Source organism: uncultured Massilia sp., from assembly GCF_913773735.1.
GTDB lineage: Bacteria > Pseudomonadota > Gammaproteobacteria > Burkholderiales > Burkholderiaceae_D > Telluria.
The window spans coordinates 201,833-216,357 of record NZ_CAJYEB010000003.1 but is presented as its reverse complement, the minus strand read 5'-3'; the positions used below and the strand labels follow the sequence as shown (position 1 = coordinate 216,357).

The window sequence follows — 14,525 nt, the reverse complement described above, 5'->3', positions numbered from 1 at the left end:
CGCGGTCGGCCAGATGAGCCAGACCACCCAGCAGAACGCCTCCAGCTCGGAAGAACTGGCGGCGACGGCCGAGGAGATGAGCAGCCAGGCCGAGCAACTGCAGCAGGCGATGAGCTTCTTCCGCCTGGCCGCCGCCGACACGGTGCGCGGCAGGCTGGCCGTGGTGGCGCGTCCGGCGGCCACGCGACCGGCGCGGCGCGGCAACGCGCTGCGCCTGGCCGACGGCTTCGCCACCCAGGGCACGCCGGACGAGGCGAACTTCACCCACTTCTGAATGGCGGTCACATGAAGCAAGAACACATGGATACGGGCGCTCCGGCGCAATACCTGACCTTCATGCTGGGCGGCGAAGCGTTCGGCATCGGCATCATGGCCGTGAAGGAGATCATCGAGTTCGGCAGCATCACCGAAGTGCCGATGATGCCGCCGTCGATCCGCGGCGTGATCAACCTGCGCGGCGCGGTGGTGCCGGTGATGGACCTGGCGGCGCGCTTCGGCCGGCCGCCGGCGGTACCGGGCAAGCGCACCTGCATCGTCATCGTCGAACTGGAAGCCGACGGCGAGCGCCAGGTGACCGGCGTGGTGGTCGACGCGGTCAGCGCGGTGCTGGACATCCCGGCTGCCGAGATCGAACCGGCGCCCTCGTTCGGCACGCGCATCCGCGGCGACTTCATTTCCGGCATGGGCAAGTTGAACGGCAAGTTCGTCATCCTGCTGGACGTGCGCCAGGTGCTGGCGCTGGACGGCCTGCCGGAACTGGCCGCGGCCGCCGACGCCGTCGCCTGAGGCGCTCATGCAGCACAGCGCGATCAGCGAAGGCGAGTTCGCCAGCTTCCGCCGCTTCATCTTCGACGCGGCCGGCATCACGATGTCGGACTCGAAGAAGGCGCTGGTCAGCGGGCGCCTGGCCAAGCGCCTGCAGCACCACGGCCTGGCCAGCTACGACGCCTATTTCCGCCTGCTGCAGGACGGCCGCCACGCGGACGAGGTGCAGCTGGCGATCGACCTCCTGACCACCAACGAGACCTATTTCTTCCGCGAGGCGCGCCACTTCGACCTGCTGCGCCAGGAAGCGGAGGCCGCGCGCCCCGCCCTGCGCGGCGGCGCGCCGTTCCGGGTCTGGAGCGCGGCCTGCTCGTCCGGCGAGGAACCGTACAGCATCGCGATGGTGCTGGCGGACGTGCTGGGCAACCTGCCCTGGGAAGTGGTGGCGTCCGACATCAGCACCCGCGTGCTGCAGCGCGCGCGCACCGGCCACTACCCGCTGGAGCGGACCGCCCACGTGCCGCCGGACTACCTGCGGCGCTTCTGCCTGAAGGGCATCCGCGAGCAGCAGGGCACCCTGCTGGTCGACCGCGCGCTGCGCCAGCGCGTGCAGTTCCGCCAGGTGAACCTGAACACCGACCTGCCGCCGGACCTGGGCAGCTACGACATGGTCTTCCTGCGCAACGTGATGATCTACTTCAGCGCCGACACCAAGCGCCAGGTGGTGGCGCGCGTCGCCGGACGCCTGAAGCCCGGCGGGCATTTCGTCATCGGCCATTCCGAGAGCCTGCACGAGATCAGCGACGCCGTGCGCCCGGTCGTGCCGTCCGTCTACCGCAAGCCTGCGCCCGGCGCACGCATGACGGTGGAATAATACCCCCATGAATACAATCAACGTGATGGTGGTGGACGATTCGGCCGTCGTGCGCAAGGTCGTCGGCGCCATGCTGGAGGCGGCGCCCGGCATCCGGCTGCTGCACGCCGTGTCGGACCCGTTGCTGGCCATCGAGCGCATGAAGCAGCAGTGGCCGGACGTGCTGGTGCTGGACGTCGAAATGCCGCGCATGGACGGCATCACCTTCCTGAAAAAGATCATGGCGGAGCGCCCGACCCCGGTGGTGATCTGCTCCACGCTGACCGAGCGCGGCGCCGAGACCACCGTCGCCGCGATGGCGGCGGGCGCGGTGGCCGTCATCGCCAAGCCCAGGGTGGGCCTGAAGGACTTCCTCGACGAGAGCGCCGGCGAACTGGTGGCGGCGGTGCGCGCCGCGGCCCAGGTCAACGTGCGCCGGCTGATGGCGCGCACGCCCTCGGTACCGCCGGCGAAACTGACGGCCGACGCCGTCATGGCGCCGGCGCCGGCCGCCCCGCACGAGCCGCGCGCCCTGCTGCGCACGACCGAGCGCGTGGTGGCGATCGGCACCTCCACCGGCGGCACCCTGGCGCTCGAAGACGTGCTGACGGCGCTGCCGCGCGTGACGCCGGGCATCGTCGTCGTGCAGCACATGCCGGAAAAATTCACCGCCGCCTTCGCCGAGCGGCTCGACAAGCTGTGCCAAGTCGAGGTGCGCGAGGCGCGCCACGGCGACCGCGTGCTGCAGGGGCGCGTGCTGATCGCCCCGGGCGGCAAGCACATGCTGCTGCGGCGCGACGGCGCGCAGTACGGCGTGGACGTCATCGACGGCCCGCTGGTGAACCGCCACCGCCCTTCCGTCGACGTGCTGTTCCGTTCGGTGGCCAGGCATGCCGGCGCCAATGCGCTCGGCATCATCATGACCGGCATGGGCGACGACGGCGCCGCCGGCCTGCTCGAGATGCGCAAGGCCGGCGCCCGCACCGTGGCGCAGGACGAGGAAAGCTGCGTCGTCTACGGCATGCCGAAGGAAGCGGTCAAGCGCGGCGCCGTCGAGAAGACCGTGCCGCTCAAGGCGATCGACCGCGAGATCCTGCAGCAACTGGCCGGCCGCTGACGCGTTCCCGTTAGCGGCAACCGTTCCTGGTGGGTGAAGGGGGGTGCGCGCGGGGAGCGCACCCTACGGCACCGGCAGCATCGCCGATCCGCCGGGCACGCAAGCCACGCAAGCCACGCGGGGGAATCGGCCTCAGGCCCGCTCTTCGGGCGCCCGCGACACGCGCACGAACACCGGCGCCATGATCAGGCCCAGCTCGAACAGCAGGCACATCGGAATGGCCAGCGCCAGCTGGCTGACCACGTCCGGCGGCGTGACGATGGCGGCGATCACGAAGGCGCCGACGATGGCGTAGGGGCGGATCGAACGCAGCTTCTCGATGCTGACGATGCCCATGCGCACCAGGATCACCACGACCACCGGCACCTCAAAGGCGCAGCCGAAGGCCAGGCACATCGACATCACGAAGTCGAGGTAGTTCTCGATGTCGGGCGTGACGGCGATCGAGCTCGGGGAGAACTCGCTGATGAAGTGGAACACCCGCCCGAACACGAAGAAGTAGCAGAACGCCACGCCGGCGATGAACAGCACCGAGGACGAGATCACCAGCGGCAGCACCAGGCGCTTCTCGTGCGCGTACAGGCCGGGGGCGACGAAGGCCCAGGCCTGGTAGAACACCCAGGGCAGCGAGATGATGAAGGCCAGCAGCAGCGTGACCTTCATCGGCACCAGGAACGGCGCGACGACGCCGGTGGCGATCATCTTGGAACCGACCGGCAGCGAGGCCAGCATCGGCGCGGCCAGCAGGTCGTAGATATGCGCCGGGCCGGGCCACAGCATCAGGGCGGCGCACATGATCGCGATCCCGATCGAGGCCTTGACCAGGCGGTCGCGCAACTCGACGAGATGGGAGATGAAGGTTTCTTCGCCCGCGGCTTCTTGGGTCATCAGAAAAAGGAGGTGTTGGATTTGGCGCCGGGACGGAACTTGCGCACGCGGGCCGCGCCGGACAGCACGTGCTGGCGGGCATTGTTGCGGTTCTTGTACCAGGCCGGGATGCTGGAAGTCTTGGCCAGCCTCTTGCGGCGGAAGTCGCGCGCCTTGCGGTCGAGGTCATCCGGCGTGGCGGTGAAGCTGGCGCCGGAAGCGATCGCCGCGGCATGCGCCTTGTCGGCCGCCTCTTCGCCGCGCCAGGCCGATTCGACCTCGTCGAGGTGGGAAGAGACGCCCTGCTCGAAGCCGGACTTCGCGGTCTCGACCTCGTTCCTGAAGTTGTGCGCGGTGTCCTGGACTTCCTTGTGCAGGTTGCGCAGCTCTTCCATCTCGATCTCGCGCGACACCTCGGTCTTGACCTCGTTCAGGTAGCGCTGGGCGCGCCCGTACAGGGTGCCGGCCATGCGCGCCACCTTCGGCAGCTTTTCGGGGCCGATCACCACGAGCGCCACCGCGCCGATGATGGCGAGTTTGGTAAGACCGAGATCGATCATGCTCTACGCTGCGATCAGGACCGGTTCTTTTCGCGCGTCTCGACGTCGATGGTCGACTTGTCGGCCACCTTCTGCTGCACCGGCGGCATGTCCGAGGCGTCGCCATGCTTGTCGTCGTCGTTCTTCACGCCATCCTTGAAACCCTTGACGGCCTTGCCCAGGTCGGAGCCGATATTGCCCAGCTTCTTGGTACCGAACACGAGCATCACGATGACCAGCACGATCACCCAGTGCCAAATGCTTAACGAACCCATTGTTTTCTCCTTGCGGGCGCTTGCCCGATTTCGCGTGAAGCCACGCGCAGTATAAGCGATGCGGGAACGGAACGCTCCCTTTCCTTTGGGGAACCCCGCCAAACCTACTGCGCGTTGCACTTTTGGCCTGCGATGCTCGCTGTACTCGCGTACAGCTGCGCTTCTCGGCCAAAATTGCTGCCGCTCGCTACGGTTTGACGAGGTCCCCTTACCTTGTCAGGTACCCAGCCCGCGCCACGGCCGCGCCCCGCCATACACGTGCAGGTGCAGGTGGTAGACCTCCTGGCCGCCGTCCGGACCGCTGTTGACGAGGGTCTTGAAGCCGCCGCTGCGCTGGCCGTCGGCATCCGTCCCGACGGCGATGCCGTGTTCGGCCGCCAGCTTCGGGGCCAGCGCCAGCATCTTGCCGAGCAGCGGCGCATGCTCGTCCGTGCAATCCGACAGCGTGTCGACGTGCCGCTTCGGGATCACCAGCAGGTGCACCGGCGCGGCCGGGTTGATATCCTTGAACGCGAGCACGTCGTCGTCCTCGTACACCACGCTGGCCGGGATCTGCCTGGCGGCGATCTTGCAGAAGATACAGTTATCCATGGTTCTCTCCATCAGATGGCGCCTGCCACGTGCGAGGGCAAGCCCGAAATTGTATCCAATTCGAATGACAGCGGGATGACCGCAGGCAACGATTTATACGGCTCAGTCGCGCGGACGCGACGCTTTTTCGGCAATGCCGGACACGCCTTCGCGGCGCGCCAGCTCGTCCAGCACCTGTTGCGGCGTGAGGCCGAACTGCGCCAGCAGCACCAGCGAATGGAACCACAGGTCGGCCGTCTCGTACAGCAGCTTGGACGGGTCGGCGCCGGCGCGCACGTCCTTGGCGGCCATCACGGTCTCGACGGCTTCCTCGCCGATCTTTTTCAGGATGGCGTCGTCGCCCTTGGCGAACAGCTTCGCCACGTAGGAGGTGGCCGGGTCGCCGCCGTGTTCCGGCTTGCGCGCGGCGATGACCGCGGCGACGCGGTCGAGGATGTCGCTCATTTGCTCTTCTTCGGGTTCGTGTAGATGGTATCGGGATCCTGCAGCACGGGGTCGACGCTGTGCCAGTCGCCGTTGTCGAACTTCTGGAAGAAGCAGGAATGGCGGCCGGTGTGGCAGGCGATGCCGCCGGCCTGCTCGACCTTCAGCAGCACCACGTCCTCGTCGCAGTCGAGGCGGATTTCCAGCACCTTCTGCACGTGGCCGGACTCTTCGCCCTTGTGCCACAGCTTCTTGCGCGAGCGGCTCCAGTACACGGCCTCGCCCAGTTCCACGGTCCTGGCCAGTGCCTCGCGGTTCATCCAGGCGAACATCAGGATGTCGCCGCTGGAGGCTTCCTGGGCGATCACCGGCACCAGGCCGTGCTCGTCCCATTTGACTTTCTTGAGCCAGGGCTGGGCCGGGATCGATGGGGTCGTCGTCGGACTGATCATGTGTCGTTTTACTCCAGGCGCATCGGAATGCCGCGCGCGGCCATGAAGCGTTTCGCTTCGCCGACCGTGTGCTGGCCGTAGTGGAAGATGCTCGCCGCCAGCACGGCGTCGGCATGGCCTTCGATGACGCCGTCGGCCAGGTCCTGCAGGCCGCCCACGCCGCCCGAGGCGATCACGGCAATGCCGACCGCATCCGACACGGCGCGCGTCAGGCCCAGGTCGAAGCCGGACCGGGTGCCGTCGCGGTCCATGCTGGTGAGCAGCAGCTCGCCGGCGCCCAGGCTTTCCATCTTGCGCGCCCAGTCGACGGCGTCCAGCCCGGTCGGATTGCGTCCGCCGTGCGTGAACACTTCCCACTTGCCGGGCGCGACCTGCTTGGCGTCGATGGCGACGACGATGCATTGCGAGCCGTGCTTCTGCGCGGCGTCGTGCACGAGCTGCGGATTGGTCACGGCCGAGGTGTTCATCGAGACCTTGTCGGCGCCGGCGTTCAGCAGGCGGCGCACGTCCTCGACCTTGCGCACGCCGCCGCCCACCGTGAGCGGGATGAACACGGTCGAGGCCACGGCCTCGATGATCGGCAGGATCAGGTCGCGCCCGTCCGAGGACGCCGTGATGTCGAGGAAGGTGATCTCGTCGGCGCCCTGCTCGTTATAGCGGCGCGCGATCTCGACCGGGTCGCCGGCGTCGCGCAGTTCGGTGAAGTTGACGCCCTTGACCACGCGGCCGCCGGTGACGTCCAGGCAAGGGATGATGCGTTTTGCGAGCATAAAATGTAGATGGCTTGAACAACGTCGCCCCGGCGAAGGCCGGGGCCCAATTTTTGCGTGAACCGTCTGCGTACAGAACCTGGGTCCCGGCCTGCGCCGGGACGACGTTTCATACGTGGCGGCGGCTTAGGCCTGCGCGCCTTCGGTCAGCTCGTCCGCGCGTTCCTGCGCGCTGGCCAGGTCGAGCGTGCCCTCGTAGATCGAGCGGCCGCAGATCACGCCTTCGATGCCTTCGTCCTGCACCGCGCACAGCGCCTCGACGTCGGCCAGGTTGTGCAGGCCGCCGGAGGCGATGATCGGGATGCGCACGGCCTGCGCCAGGCGCACGGTCGCCTCGATGTTCACGCCGCCCATCATGCCGTCGCGGCCGATGTCGGTGTAGACGATCGATTCGACGCCGTAGCCTTCGAACTTCCTGGCCAGGTCGATGACTTCGTGGCCCGACATCTTGCTCCAGCCGTCGGTGGCGACCTTGCCGTCCTTGGCGTCCAGGCCGACGATGATGTGACCGGGGAAGGCGCCGCAGGCGTCGTGCAGGAAGCCCGGGTTCTTGACGGCGGCCGTGCCGACGATGATGTAGCTGATGCCGTCGTCGAGGTAGCGCTCGATGGTGTCGAGGTCGCGGATGCCGCCGCCCAGCTGGACCGGGATCTCGTCCAGCCCGTTCTCGACGGCGAAGTCCTGCACCACGGCCAGGATCGACTTGATCGCTTCCTCGTTCTTCGGCTTGCCCGCGAACGCGCCGTTCAGGTCGACCAGGTGCAGACGGCGCGCACCCTTCTTGAGCCAGTGCAGCGCCATCTCGGCGGGATCTTCGGAAAACACGGTGGCGAGGTCCATATCGCCCTGTTTCAGGCGAACGCAGTGACCGTCTTTCAGGTCGATGGCGGGGATCAGCAGCATGATCGGTATCGTTTGGTTAAGGGCTGGGACGAGGGGTTACGGAACGGGTCAGGGTTTCCAGTGGACGAAATTCTGGTACAGCTGCAGGCCGGCGTCGGCGCTTTTCTCGGGGTGGAACTGGGTCGCGACGACGTTGTCCATCGCGACCGCGCAGCAGTACGGCGCGCCATAATCGGCCTCGCCGATGGTGTGCCGCGGATCGTCGGGCACGGCGTAGTAGCTGTGCACGAAATAGAAATAACTGTTGTCGGCCACGCCGTCCCACAGCGGGTGGGCGCGCGACTGGCGCACGCGGTTCCAGCCCATCTGCGGCACCTTGAAGCGCGAGCCGTCGGCCTGCAGCCTGCCGTCGAGGCGGAAGCGCACTACCTTGCCGGGCATCAGGCCCAGGCCGGGCTCCATGCCCTCCTCGCTCAGGTCGAACAGCATCTGCTCGCCCACGCACACGCCCATCACCGGGCGCGTCTTCACGGCGCGCAGCAGGGCCTCCTGGGCGCCGGAGTCGCGCAGGCTCTGCATGCAGTCGCGCATCGCGCCCTGGCCCGGCAGCACCACGCGGTCGGCCGCGTCGATGACGGCCGGGTCGTTCGACACCCGCACGTCGGCCTCGGGCGCCACGGCGCGCAGCGCCTGCACCACCGAGCGCAGGTTGCCCACGCCGTCGATCACCACAATCCTGTTCGTCATGACGATCGATCCTTACAGGCTGCCCTTGGTCGACGGGATCGTGCCCAGCGCGCGCTCGTCCAGCTCGGACGCCATGCGCAGCGCGCGGCCGAAGGCCTTGAACACGGTCTCGCACTGGTGATGCGCGTTCACGCCGCGCAGATTGTCGACGTGCAGCGTGACGCCCGCATGGTTGACGAAGCCGCGGAAGAACTCGATGGTCAGGTCGACGTCGAAGCGGCCGATGGTGGCGCGGGTGAACGGCACGTGCCATTCCAGGCCCGGGCGCCCCGAGAAATCGATCACGACGCGCGACAGCGCCTCGTCCAGCGGCACGTAGGCATGGCCGTAGCGGCGGATGCCCTTCTTGTCGCCGATGGCCCTGGCCACCGCCATGCCCAGCGTGATGCCGGTGTCCTCGACGGTATGGTGGTCGTCGATGTGCAGGTCGCCGACCGCCTCGACCTCGAGGTCGATCAGCCCGTGGCGGGCGATCTGGTCCAGCATGTGGTCGAGGAACGGCACCCCGGTGTCGAGTTTCTGGCGGCCGGTGCCGTCCAGGTTCAGGGCGACGCGGATCTGCGTCTCGCTGGTGTTGCGCGTGATTTCTGCGGTGCGGGTCATTACAGGGAAGCCTTCAGGGCATTCAGGAATACGGAATTCTCTTCCGGGGTGCTGACGGTCACACGGATGCAACCGGCCAGCAATGCGTGCATTCTACTCAAATTCTTGATCAACACCCGTGCTTCGAACAGTTTAGCGCAGGTCTGCTGCGGATCGGGTACGCGCAGGGTAATGAAATTCGCGCTCGACGGGAATACCGTCACGCCCGGCAGCGCCGCCAGCGCCTGCGCCAGGTCGGCGCGCGCCGCGTTCAGCAGGGCCGCCTGCCCGTCCAGCACGTCCAGGTGGTCCAGTGCGAACTCGGCCGCCACCTGGGTCAGCACGTTGATGTTGTAGGGCGGACGCACCTTGTCGAACTGCTCCAGCAGGGCCGGCGCCGCGGCCAGGTAGCCCAGGCGGATGCCGGCCAGGCCCAGCTTGGAGAGCGTGCGCATCACGACCATGTTCGGATACTGCGGCAGGCGCGCCATGAAGCTGGTGCCGGCGAACGGCTGGTACGCCTCGTCGACCACGGCGATGCCGGTCTCGCCCAATGCCTCGATGATCGCGACCATGTCGGCGGCGTCGTACAGGTTGCCGGTAGGGTTGTTCGGGTAGGCCAGGAACACCAGCGCCGGCCGGTGTTCGGCGATGGCGGCCAGCATGGCCGGCATGTCGAGCGAGAAGTCCGGCTTCAGGGGCACGCCGACGAAGTCCATGCCCGCGAACTGGGCCGAGCGCTGGAACATCACGAAGGCCGGGACCGGCGCCAGCACCACGGCGCGGCCGCCTTTCCCGTTCGGCATTTGCCGGGCGCAGGCCATACACAGGATAGCGATGATCTCGTCGGAGCCGTTGCCGAGGATGACGTCGTGCCCCGCCGGCACGCCCAGCCTGGCGCGGATGCGTTGCTTGAGCGTGGCGTACGACGGCACCGGGTAGCGGTTCAGGGCGGCGTCGGCCAGGCGCCGTCCCAGCTCGATGCGCAGCGATTCGGGCAGCACGTACGGGTTTTCCATCGCGTCGAGCTTGACGTAGCCGCTCGCGTCCGGGACGTTGTAGACATGGCCGGCACGCACGTCTTCGCGGATCGTGTTGGCGATGAGGTGGTCGATGCGGGTCATGGTGTCTTTCTCAGTCATGTTCGATACGCCGTCGTTCCCGCGCGGGCGGGAACCATGTTGGATGTCAGGTCGCTTCGCCCGGGATGGCGGCCGCCGCGGGCACGGCGGCGGCAGCGGCTTTCCTGCGCGCGGCCGCGCCGCGCTTCTTCGCCAGCGTCGGCGGCACCTCGGGCGCCGCCAGCCGCGCTTCGAGGATCGCGCAATAGGCGGGGTTCAGTTCGAAGCCGGCATAGTGCCTGCCGAGGCGCTTGGCCGCCAGCGCCGTCGTGCCGCTGCCCATGAACGGGTCGAGCACGACGCCGCCCGGCGGGCAGGACGCCTTCACCATGCGCTCGATGATCTCGAGCGGCTTCTGGGTCGGATGGTCGACCCGTTCCGCATGTTCGCGATGCAGCCGCGACACGCTCCACAGGTCCTTGGGGTTGTAGCCCACTTCCAGCCACTTGGCGCCGACGAAGATCGAGCGCGATCGCGCCTTCTTCGTGGCGGCGTCGTACGGGATACGCACGGCGTCCAGGTCGAAATAGTAATCCTTGCGCTTCACGAAGAAGCCGATGGTGTCGTGCACCGAGCTGAAGCTGCGGGTACTGCCGCCCATCGAGGGCACGCGGCGGTCCCAGATGATCTCGTTCATCATCGTCATGCGGCGCTTGAGCATCACAAAGATCTCGGGAGCATAGCGCCATGTGAGGAAGATGTACAGGCTGCCGTTGTCCTTCAGCTTGGGCAGCACGGCGTCGATCCAGCGCTCGGTCCACGCCAGGTAGTCCTCGACGCTCTGGCGGTCGGAGGCGTTGCCGTAGTCCTTGCCGAGGTTGTACGGCGGATCGGTCAGCACCAGGTCGATGGATCCGTCGGGGATGCGCGCCAGCCCGGCCAGCGCATCCTCGCAGAACACCTGGTCGAGCCAGGGGGTCATGATGCCGACTTGAGCCTCAACTCCGCGCTGCGCGCATGCGCCTGCAGCCCCTCGCCGTACGCCAGCTCGGCCGCCACGCGGCCCAGCGTCTGGGCGCCGGCTTCGGACACGAACAGCACCGACGAGCGCTTCTGGAAGTCGTACACGCCCAGCGGCGACGAGAAGCGCGCCGTGCGCGAGGTCGGCAGCACGTGGTTCGGGCCGCAGCAGTAGTCGCCCAGCGACTCGGACGAGAAGCGGCCCAGGAACATCGCGCCGGCGTGGCGGATCTTGTCCGCCCACCGCTGCGGGTCCGCGGCCGAGATCTCCAGGTGCTCGGCGGCGATGGCGTTGGCGATGGCGCAGGCCTCGTCCATGTCGCGCACTTTTACCAAGGCGCCGCGGTCGGTCAGCGAGGTGGCGATGGTGTCCTTGCGCGGCATCGTGGGCAGCAGCTTGTGGATGCTGGCCTCGACCTGCGCGATGTAGCCGGCGTCCGGGCACAGCAGGATGGCCTGGGCCAGCTCGTCGTGCTCGGCCTGCGAGAACAGGTCCATGGCGACCCAGTCCGGGTCGGTGGTGCCGTCGCAGACGATCAGGATCTCGGACGGGCCGGCGATCATGTCGATGCCCACGGTGCCGAACACGCGGCGCTTGGCCGCCGCCACGTAGGCATTGCCGGGGCCGACGATCTTGTCGACCGGCGGAATGCTGTCGGTGCCGTAGGCCAGCGCGGCCACGGCCTGGGCACCGCCGATGGTGATCACGCGCGTGACGCCGGCGATCGCTGCCGCGGCCAGCACCATGCGGTTCTTGACGCCGTCCGGGGTCGGCACGACCATCACGATGTCCTTCACGCCGGCCACCTGGGCGGGAATCGCGTTCATCAGCACCGACGACGGATACGCGGCCTTGCCGCCCGGGACGTAGATGCCGACGCGGTCCAGCGGCGTGACGCGCTGGCCCAGCACCGTGCCGTCCGGCTCGGTGTAGCTGAAACCGTTCAGTTCCTGCTTCTGGCGCGCGTGGAACACGCGGATGCGTTCGGCCGCCACCTGCAGCGCGGCGCGCTGGGCCTCGGGCAGCGCGGCCAGCGCCGCGTCCAGTTCTTCCTGGCCGACTTCGAGCGCGGCCATGGTGGCGGCGCCGCCGTCCGGCAGGCGGTCGAACCGGTTCGTGTAGTCCAGCACGGCGGCGTCGCCGCGCTTCCTGACGTCGGCGAGGATGGCCGCGACGGCCGATTCGATGGCGTCGTCGGTCTCGGCCTCGAACGCGAGCAGCGCGCTCAGGGTCTGCTGGAAGTCGGCGGCGGTGGAGTCGAGCTTGCGGACCTGGATGTTCATGCGGTTTGCCCTTGCAGCTTGGAGGCCGCGTCGAAGGCCTCGATGATGGGTTGCAGGCGCTCGCGCTTGAGCTTGAGCGCGGCCTGGTTGACGACCAGGCGCGAGGAGATGTCCATGATCTTCTCGACCTCGACCAGGTTGTTGGCGCGCAGCGTGCCGCCGGTGGACACCACGTCGACGATCGCGTCGGACAGGCCGACCAGCGGCGCCAGCTCCATCGAGCCGTACAGCTTGATCAGGTCGACGTGCACGCCCTTCTTGGCGAAGTGCTCGCGCGCCGTGTGCACGAACTTGGTGGCCACGCGCAGGCGCGCGCCCTGGTGCACGGCGTTCCGGTAGTCGAAGCCGGCGTTCACCGCCACCGACATGCGGCAGCAGGCGATGCGCAGGTCGACCGGCTGGTACAGGCCTTCGCCGCCGTGCTCGAGCAGCACGTCCTTGCCGGCCACGCCGAAGTCGGCGGCGCCATGCTGGACGTAGGTCGGCACGTCGCTGGCGCGCACGATCAGCACGCGGATGCCGGGGTCGTTGGTGGCGAGGATCAGCTTGCGCGAGGTCTCGGGGTTTTCCAGGACCTCGATGCCGGCCGCGCGCAGCAGGGGCAGGGTGTCTTCGAAGATGCGGCCCTTGGACAGGGCGAGGATCAGCTGGGGGCTGTCGGTGGTGGTCATGTCACTGCTTTGATGGGGAACGCTGCACTCGACACCGTCGCCCCGGCGCAGGCCAGGGCCCGATCCTGCTGGCGCAATCGACACGCATGCAGAAACTGGGTCCCCGCCTGCGCGGGGACGACGTTGGTAAAGAACGGGGCTATTCCGATAGGTTCTGTTATTTGATGCGGACGATATCCGCGCCCACCGCCGACAACTTGGCTTCCATGCGATCGTAGCCGCGGTCCAGGTGGTAGATGCGGTCGACGACGGTGGTGCCTTCGGCCGCCAGGCCGGCGATCACCAGCGAGGCCGAGGCGCGCAGGTCGGTCGCCATCACGGGCGCGCCGACCAGGCGAGGGACGCCTTCGATGAAGGCGGTGTTGCCCTCGGTGGAGATCTGCGCGCCCAGGCGGTTCAGTTCCTGCACGTGCATGAAGCGGTTCTCGAAGATGGTCTCGGTCACGCGGCTCGGGCCGGCCGCGATCGTGTCCACGGCCATGAACTGGGCCTGCATGTCGGTCGGGAAGCCCGGGTATTCCGTGGTGCGGAACGAGACCGGCTGCGGACGGCCGTCCATGCGCGCGCGGATGGTGTCGCCCTCGATGGCCAGCTGCAGGCCGATCTCGCGCAGCTTGTCGAGCGCCACGTCGAAGATGTCGGTGCGGGTGTTGGTGATGCGGATGTCGCCGCCGGTGGCCGCCACCGCGCACAGGAAGGTGGCCGCTTCGATGCGGTCCGAGATCACGGCGTGCTGCGTGCCGTGCAAGGACGGCACGCCCTGGATCACGAGGCGGTCGGTGCCGATGCCGTCGATCTTCGCGCCCATCGCCACCAGCATGTTGGCCAAGTCGACGACTTCCGGCTCGCGCGCGGCGTTTTCCAGGATCGTCTCGCCGTCGGCCAGCGTGGCCGCCATCAGGAGGTTTTCGGTGCCGGTGACGGTGATCATGTCGGTGTGGATGCGCGCGCCCTTGAGCTTCGCGCACCTGGCGTGGATGTAGCCGCCTTCGATCGTGATGTCGGCGCCCATCGCGCGCAGGCCCTTGATGTGCTGGTCGACCGGACGCGAGCCGATCGCGCAGCCGCCCGGCAGCGAGACCCTGGCCTCGCCGAAGCGGGCCAGCATCGGGCCGAGCACCAGGATCGAGGCGCGCATGGTCTTGACCAGCTCGTAGGGCGCTTCCAGGCTGGTGATATTCGCGCCGTTCAGCGTGACGCGCTCGTCGTCCTGGGTCACCTTCAGGCCGGTCTGCTCGAGCAGGCGCAGCATGGTGCGCACGTCGTGCAGGCGCGGCACGTTCGACAGGGCGAGGTCGCCGCTGGTGAGCAGGCCGGCGCACAGGATCGGCAGCGCCGCGTTCTTGGCGCCCGAGATGGGGATGTCGCCGTGCAGGCGCTTGCCGCCGACGATCTGGAGCTTGTCCATAATTATCCTTGGTACTCTTCCGGGGTCAGGGTCTTCATCGACAGCGCGTGGATCTCGGCGCGCATGCGGTCGCCCAGCGCGGCATAGACGATCTGGTGGCGCTGGATGCGGCTCTTGCCGGCGAAGGCGTTCGAGACGATGACGGCGCTGAAATGCTGGCCGTCGCCCTCCACTTCCAGGTGGGTGCACTCCAGGCCATTCTTGATGTAGCCGTGGATCAGTTCGGGTGTGGTAGACACGTTGGCAATCCTGTTAAA

At 67.8% G+C, this 14,525-nt stretch carries 19 protein-coding genes and 1 pseudogene; 4 read left to right on the top strand and 16 right to left on the bottom strand.

Annotation, left to right across the window (positions count from 1 at the left end; all coding sequences use genetic code 11):
• The 4 genes and pseudogenes from QZ749_RS02260 to QZ749_RS02245 form a co-directional block, all read left to right on the top strand.
• Positions 1-274, top strand: a pseudogene (locus QZ749_RS02260) (methyl-accepting chemotaxis protein); the annotation flags it as partial.
• 11 nt (positions 275-285) lie between these two features.
• Entirely contained in the window at positions 286-786 is a 501-nt protein-coding gene (locus QZ749_RS02255) for a chemotaxis protein CheW (protein WP_296942792.1), read from the top strand.
• Between the two features lie 7 nt (positions 787-793).
• On the top strand, positions 794-1,639 hold the full coding sequence (locus QZ749_RS02250; protein WP_296942789.1) for a protein-glutamate O-methyltransferase CheR: 846 nt from the start codon (positions 794-796) through the stop codon (positions 1,637-1,639).
• Positions 1,640-1,646: 7 nt separating this feature from the next.
• A complete protein-coding gene (locus QZ749_RS02245) occupies positions 1,647-2,735 on the top strand; it encodes a chemotaxis response regulator protein-glutamate methylesterase (RefSeq protein WP_296942787.1) in 1,089 nt (362 codons plus the stop codon).
• 132 nt (positions 2,736-2,867) lie between these two features.
• Here the strand turns inward: QZ749_RS02245 and tatC are convergent, their stop codons facing one another.
• The 16 genes from tatC to QZ749_RS02165 all read right to left on the bottom strand — a co-directional run bounded on the left by tatC (position 2,868) and on the right by QZ749_RS02165 (position 14,507).
• A complete protein-coding gene (gene tatC, locus QZ749_RS02240; RefSeq protein WP_296942785.1) occupies positions 2,868-3,623 on the bottom strand; it encodes a twin-arginine translocase subunit TatC in 756 nt (251 codons plus the stop codon).
• Complete coding sequence (gene tatB, locus QZ749_RS02235; protein WP_296942783.1) at positions 3,623-4,162, bottom strand: Sec-independent protein translocase protein TatB; 540 nt, start codon at positions 4,160-4,162, stop codon at positions 3,623-3,625. The genes tatC and tatB overlap by 1 nt, the downstream gene beginning before the upstream one ends.
• A gap of 14 nt (positions 4,163-4,176) precedes the next feature.
• The gene (gene tatA / locus QZ749_RS02230) at positions 4,177-4,416 is read right to left on the bottom strand and encodes a Sec-independent protein translocase subunit TatA (RefSeq protein ID WP_296942781.1); all 240 of its coding nucleotides are present in this window, start codon (positions 4,414-4,416) and stop codon (positions 4,177-4,179) included.
• Positions 4,417-4,632: 216 nt separating this feature from the next.
• Positions 4,633-5,007: a histidine triad nucleotide-binding protein gene (locus tag QZ749_RS02225; RefSeq protein WP_296942779.1), complete on the bottom strand. Its 375-nt coding sequence runs from the start codon at positions 5,005-5,007 to the stop codon at positions 4,633-4,635.
• A gap of 102 nt (positions 5,008-5,109) precedes the next feature.
• Positions 5,110-5,451, bottom strand: a complete 342-nt coding sequence (locus tag QZ749_RS02220) for a phosphoribosyl-ATP diphosphatase (RefSeq protein ID WP_296942778.1) — start codon at positions 5,449-5,451, stop codon at positions 5,110-5,112.
• Entirely contained in the window at positions 5,448-5,882 is a 435-nt protein-coding gene (gene hisI / locus QZ749_RS02215; RefSeq protein WP_296942776.1) for a phosphoribosyl-AMP cyclohydrolase, read from the bottom strand. Before hisI ends, QZ749_RS02220 begins: the two co-directional genes overlap by 4 nt.
• Positions 5,883-5,890: 8 nt before the next feature.
• Positions 5,891-6,652 (bottom strand): imidazole glycerol phosphate synthase subunit HisF, encoded by a 762-nt coding sequence (hisF, locus tag QZ749_RS02210; RefSeq protein ID WP_296942774.1) that lies wholly within the window; start codon positions 6,650-6,652, stop codon positions 5,891-5,893.
• A 126-nt stretch (positions 6,653-6,778) separates the two neighbouring features.
• Positions 6,779-7,555, bottom strand: a complete 777-nt coding sequence (gene hisA, locus QZ749_RS02205) for a 1-(5-phosphoribosyl)-5-[(5-phosphoribosylamino)methylideneamino]imidazole-4-carboxamide isomerase (protein WP_296942772.1) — start codon at positions 7,553-7,555, stop codon at positions 6,779-6,781.
• A 48-nt stretch (positions 7,556-7,603) separates the two neighbouring features.
• Positions 7,604-8,242 (bottom strand): imidazole glycerol phosphate synthase subunit HisH, encoded by a 639-nt coding sequence (gene hisH / locus QZ749_RS02200; RefSeq protein WP_296942770.1) that lies wholly within the window; start codon positions 8,240-8,242, stop codon positions 7,604-7,606.
• A gap of 12 nt (positions 8,243-8,254) precedes the next feature.
• Entirely contained in the window at positions 8,255-8,845 is a 591-nt protein-coding gene (gene hisB / locus QZ749_RS02195; RefSeq protein WP_296942768.1) for an imidazoleglycerol-phosphate dehydratase HisB, read from the bottom strand.
• Positions 8,845-9,948 carry a histidinol-phosphate transaminase gene (hisC, locus tag QZ749_RS02190; protein WP_296942807.1) on the bottom strand — a complete coding sequence of 368 codons (1,104 nt, stop codon included), beginning with the start codon at positions 9,946-9,948 and terminating at the stop codon, positions 8,845-8,847. The genes hisB and hisC overlap by 1 nt, the downstream gene beginning before the upstream one ends.
• A gap of 64 nt (positions 9,949-10,012) precedes the next feature.
• On the bottom strand, positions 10,013-10,867 hold the full coding sequence (locus QZ749_RS02185; RefSeq protein ID WP_296942767.1) for a site-specific DNA-methyltransferase: 855 nt from the start codon (positions 10,865-10,867) through the stop codon (positions 10,013-10,015).
• The gene (hisD, locus tag QZ749_RS02180) at positions 10,864-12,189 is read right to left on the bottom strand and encodes a histidinol dehydrogenase (protein WP_296942764.1); all 1,326 of its coding nucleotides are present in this window, start codon (positions 12,187-12,189) and stop codon (positions 10,864-10,866) included. Before hisD ends, QZ749_RS02185 begins: the two co-directional genes overlap by 4 nt.
• Positions 12,186-12,860, bottom strand: coding sequence for an ATP phosphoribosyltransferase (hisG, locus tag QZ749_RS02175; RefSeq protein ID WP_296942762.1), 675 nt, complete (start codon positions 12,858-12,860; stop codon positions 12,186-12,188). The genes hisD and hisG overlap by 4 nt, the downstream gene beginning before the upstream one ends.
• A gap of 157 nt (positions 12,861-13,017) precedes the next feature.
• A complete protein-coding gene (gene murA, locus QZ749_RS02170) occupies positions 13,018-14,268 on the bottom strand; it encodes a UDP-N-acetylglucosamine 1-carboxyvinyltransferase (protein ID WP_296942760.1) in 1,251 nt (416 codons plus the stop codon).
• 2 nt (positions 14,269-14,270) lie between these two features.
• Positions 14,271-14,507, bottom strand: coding sequence for a BolA family protein (locus QZ749_RS02165; RefSeq protein WP_296942758.1), 237 nt, complete (start codon positions 14,505-14,507; stop codon positions 14,271-14,273).
• Between the last annotated feature and the right edge of the window lie 18 nt (positions 14,508-14,525).